The 4114-nt window shown below is 62.4% G+C and carries 4 protein-coding genes; all 4 read left to right on the top strand.

Going from position 1 to position 4114, the window contains the following annotated elements; translation table 11 throughout:
* Positions 1-60: 60 nt before the first annotated feature.
* The 4 genes from VGH41_RS13500 (at position 61) to cobA (ending at position 3989) form a co-directional block, all read left to right on the top strand.
* Positions 61-801: a phosphoadenylyl-sulfate reductase gene (locus VGH41_RS13500; protein ID WP_331597951.1), complete on the top strand. Its 741-nt coding sequence runs from the start codon at positions 61-63 to the stop codon at positions 799-801.
* Positions 802-879: 78 nt separating this feature from the next.
* Positions 880-1842 (top strand): sulfate adenylyltransferase subunit CysD, encoded by a 963-nt coding sequence (cysD, locus tag VGH41_RS13495; RefSeq protein WP_331597950.1) that lies wholly within the window; start codon positions 880-882, stop codon positions 1840-1842.
* A 15-nt stretch (positions 1843-1857) separates the two neighbouring features.
* Complete coding sequence (locus VGH41_RS13490) at positions 1858-3171, top strand: sulfate adenylyltransferase subunit 1 (protein WP_331597949.1); 1314 nt, start codon at positions 1858-1860, stop codon at positions 3169-3171.
* Between the two features lie 65 nt (positions 3172-3236).
* The gene (cobA, locus tag VGH41_RS13485) at positions 3237-3989 is read left to right on the top strand and encodes a uroporphyrinogen-III C-methyltransferase (RefSeq protein WP_331597948.1); all 753 of its coding nucleotides are present in this window, start codon (positions 3237-3239) and stop codon (positions 3987-3989) included.
* The last annotated feature ends 125 nt before the right edge of the window (positions 3990-4114 follow it).

The following is a 4114-nucleotide window of genomic DNA, read 5'->3' as shown; positions in this document are numbered from 1 at the left end:
GCCGCTGTTTCGCCGCCGCGCCGAGCCGGCGGTTGCGTCTGCTGCGCAGAAGGCGACGGTATGACTTCCGCTGCGTCCATCAGGCCGGAACTGGCCGCGAAGCTGGAGCGCCTGAACGCGCTGCTCGATTCGATCGCGGCCCGTCACGAGAAAGTGAAACTGGCCAGCAGCCTTGCCGCTGAAGACATGCTGCTGACCCACGCGATTCTGTCGCGTGGCGTGAAGATCGGCATTTTTTCGCTGAACACGGGTCGCCTGCACGCTGAAACGCTCGGCATGCTCGACCGTGTGCACGAGCGCTACGGCTACGACATCGAACAGTTTCATCCGCAAGCGGCAGCGGTCGAAGAGTACGTTGCTTCGAACGGCCTGAACGCGTTTTACGAAAGCATCGACCTGCGCAAGCGCTGCTGCGAAATCCGCAAGGTCGAGCCGCTGAACCGCGCGCTGTCCGACGTCAGCGCCTGGGTGACCGGTCAGCGCCGCGAGCAGTCGGTCACGCGCGCTGAATTGCACGAGGAAGAGCACGACGCCGCGCGCAATATCGCCAAGTTCAATCCGCTGGCAGACTGGACCGAAACGGACGTGTGGGATTACCTGAAAGCGTTCGACGTGCCGGTCAATCCGCTGCACGCGCGTGGTTATCCGAGCATCGGCTGCGAACCGTGCACCCGTGCGATCCGTCCCGGTGAAGACAGCCGGGCAGGGCGCTGGTGGTGGGAATCGCGCGATACGAAGGAATGCGGCCTGCACATCACCACGATCCCGATCGCCGTCAGCACGGAAAACGCCTCGGCCTGACGCCCGCAGCAGATCTCGATAGAATCTTTACGTGACGCGAGCAACCGCTCGCGGCGCGAATCAACGAAGGACCCAAACATGAGCACCACGCTCGATTCCACTGTCAACGCACCGATCACCAATACGGCGAACCGGATGGATCACCTCGACTGGCTCGAAGCCGAATCGATTCACATCCTGCGCGAGCTGGTCGCCGAATGCAGCAAGCCCGCGCTGCTGTTCTCGGGCGGCAAGGATTCGGTCGTCGTGCTGCATCTGGCGCTGAAGGCTTTCGGCATTGGCGCCAACCGCAAGACGGTATTGCCGTTTCCGCTGGTGCACATCGACACCGGCCACAACTATCAGGAAGTGATCGACTTCCGCGATCGTCGTGCGACGGAAATCGGTGCGGAGCTGGTGGTGGGTCACGTCGAAGATTCGATCAGGCGCGGCACCGTGCGTCTGCGCCGCGAGACGGATTCGCGTAACGCTGCGCAAGCGGTGACGCTGCTTGAAACGATTGAACAGTACGGCTACACGGCGTTGATCGGCGGTGCGCGCCGCGACGAAGAAAAGGCCCGCGCGAAAGAGCGGATCTTTTCGTTCCGCGACGAGTTCGGCCAATGGGATCCGAAGGCTCAGCGACCGGAACTGTGGAGCCTGTACAACGCGCGTCTGCACAACGGCGAACACCTGCGCGTGTTCCCGATTTCGAACTGGACTGAACTGGACGTGTGGCAATACATCGCGCGCGAACAGCTCGAACTGCCGTCGATCTATTACGCGCATCAACGCGAAATCGTGCGCCGTAACGGGCTGTTGGTGCCGGTGACGCCGCTCACGCCGATGCGTGAAGGCGAGACCAGCGAACTGGCGCAGGTGCGCTTTCGCACGGTGGGCGACATCAGCTGCACGTGCCCGGTGGAAAGCGACGCCGACGATCTCGAGAAGATCATCGCCGAAACGGCCGTGACCGAAATCACGGAGCGCGGTGCGACCCGGATGGACGACCAGGTCTCCGAAGCCGCGATGGAACAGCGTAAGAAGCAAGGTTATTTCTAAGCACACGAGGAAATCATGAGCATTCATCAACCGCAAGACCTCGGGGTGCTGCGCTTCATTACTGCCGGTAGCGTCGACGATGGCAAGAGCACGCTGATCGGGCGTCTGCTGTACGACAGCAAGGCGGTCCTGTCCGACCAGCTTTCGGCGCTGTCGCGCGCGAAGAACAAGCGTACCGTCGGCGATGAAATCGATCTGTCGCTGCTGACGGACGGCCTTGAAGCTGAGCGCGAGCAGGGCATCACGATCGACGTCGCATACCGTTACTTTGCGACCGCCAAGCGCAAGTTCATCATCGCGGATACGCCGGGTCACGAGCAGTACACGCGCAACATGGTGACGGGCGCGTCGACGGCGCACGCGGCCATCATTCTGGTGGACGCCACGCGCGTGACGTTCGTGGATGGCGTGGCACAACTGCTGCCGCAGACGAAGCGCCATAGCGCGCTTGTGAAGCTGCTGGGTCTGCAGCACGCGATTGTCGCGATCAACAAGATGGATCTGGTCGACTATAGCGAGACGCGTTTCAACCAAATCCGCGATGCGTATGTCGAGCTGGCGCGTCAACTGGGCCTGAAGGATGTGCGCTTCGTGCCGGTGTCGGCGTTGAAGGGCGACAATATCGTGACGGCTAGCGAAAGCATGCCGTGGTACGCGGGCGAGCCACTGCTGGACTTGCTCGAAGCGTTGCCGGTCGAGATTCCGACGGGTCAGGCGCTGCGATTCCCGGTGCAGTGGGTGGCACGCCAGGACGGCAGCCAGGCGGACGATTTCCGCGGCTACATGGGACGGGTCGAAGCGGGCGAAGTGAAGGTGGGCGACACGATTGTCGTGTTGCCGGCGAACCGCGAAGCGACGGTGGCGGAAATCATCGCGCCGGTGCCGGGCGGCACGGCGCAGGTGGACCGCGCGTTTGCCGGTCAGACGGTGACGATCCGGCTGGCGGAGGACGTGGACGTGTCACGCGGCGATACGTTCGTGCTGCGCGAACAGGCGCCGGAACCGGCGAAGAAGCTCGAAGCCGACCTGTGCTGGTTCGACGACACGCCGTTGTCGACGCAGCGCAAGTATCTGTTGAAGCAGACTACGAACACGGTGTTCGCGCGGATTGGCGCGATCCGGCAGGTGCTGGATGTGCATACGTTGTCGCACGCGACGGACCGTCACGATTTGACGATGAACGACATTGGCCGCGTAGCGTTGACGCTGCAAAAGCCGCTGGTGTGCGACGTGTACGACTCGCATCAGGGCACGGGCGCATTCGTGCTGATTGACGAGGCGACGCATCACACGGTGGCGGCCGGTATGATCCGGGCGTTTTCTGCCTGATGACGCGAGGACGCGCCACGTTGGGTTCGCGTTCGCAACGAACCGGATGAATGGGGTTGAGGCACATGGGTAAGGTGTATCTGATCGGAGCGGGGCCAGGCGCGGCGGATCTCATTACGGTGCGCGGCGCGCGGCTGCTGGGGCTGGCGGAGGTGGTGCTGCACGATGCGCTGGTCGAGACCGAGATGCTCGACTATGCGCCGAAGGCGCGCAAGATTGCGGTGGGCAAGCGCTGCGGGCAGCGCTCGACGGCACAGCAGTTCATCAACAAGCAGATTGTCGATGCGGCGCTCGAGCACGAAGTGGTGGTGCGGCTGAAGGGCGGTGACCCGATGTTGTTTGGGCGTGCCGATGAGGAGATGCGCGCGCTCGAGGCGGCCGGGATCGAGTATGAGGTTGTACCGGGTATTACTGCCGCGTTGGCGAGTGCGGCTTCTCTGAAGCGGTCTCTTACCCTGCGGGGCGTTTCCCGGAGTGTGGCGTTGGCCACCCATAGCCGGGCGGCTGACACGGAGGCGATTCGCGAGCAGGTTAATGCGGATTCGCTGGTGTTTTACATGGGGCGGGATAGTGGGCCTGAGATTGCTCAGGAGCTGATTGACGCCGGGCGTGATGGGCAGACGCCTGTGGCTATTGTTGAAGCTTGCAGCACGGCTCGGGAGAGGATGCTCACACTCACGCTTTCTGATCTCGCCTGCGGCGAGGCGCAACAGTGGCTTGATGCTTCGCAGCCTAGTCTTCTGATGATTGGAGAGGCTTTTGCCGCGCGGGATGGGCAGAAGAGTTCGCGTGGGGAGTTGCTTGGAGCGGCGGCGTAGTAGGTGGTTTTGTTTGTCTGGCTGATGGCTGGGTTTGGTTGTTTGCCTACGGCGTTGGCCTCTCCTTCTATTCTTAGTGGTCTATTAGCTTCGCCCCTGTGCGGGGCGGCACCTACTTTCTTTGC

It is taken from the genome of Paraburkholderia sp., from assembly GCF_036488795.1.
Taxonomy (GTDB): domain Bacteria; phylum Pseudomonadota; class Gammaproteobacteria; order Burkholderiales; family Burkholderiaceae; genus Paraburkholderia.
The sequence above is the reverse complement of the archived record's forward strand: the minus strand, read 5'-3'. Positions and strand labels throughout refer to the sequence as shown.

Coding starts and splice junctions, on each gene's coding strand:
- VGH41_RS13500 (WP_331597951.1), top strand. CDS start 61: ATGACTTCCGCTGCGTCCATCAGGCCGGAACTGGCCGCGAAGCTGGAG.
- cysD (WP_331597950.1), top strand. CDS start 880: ATGAGCACCACGCTCGATTCCACTGTCAACGCACCGATCACCAATACG.
- VGH41_RS13490 (WP_331597949.1), top strand. CDS start 1,858: ATGAGCATTCATCAACCGCAAGACCTCGGGGTGCTGCGCTTCATTACT.
- cobA (WP_331597948.1), top strand. CDS start 3,237: ATGGGTAAGGTGTATCTGATCGGAGCGGGGCCAGGCGCGGCGGATCTC.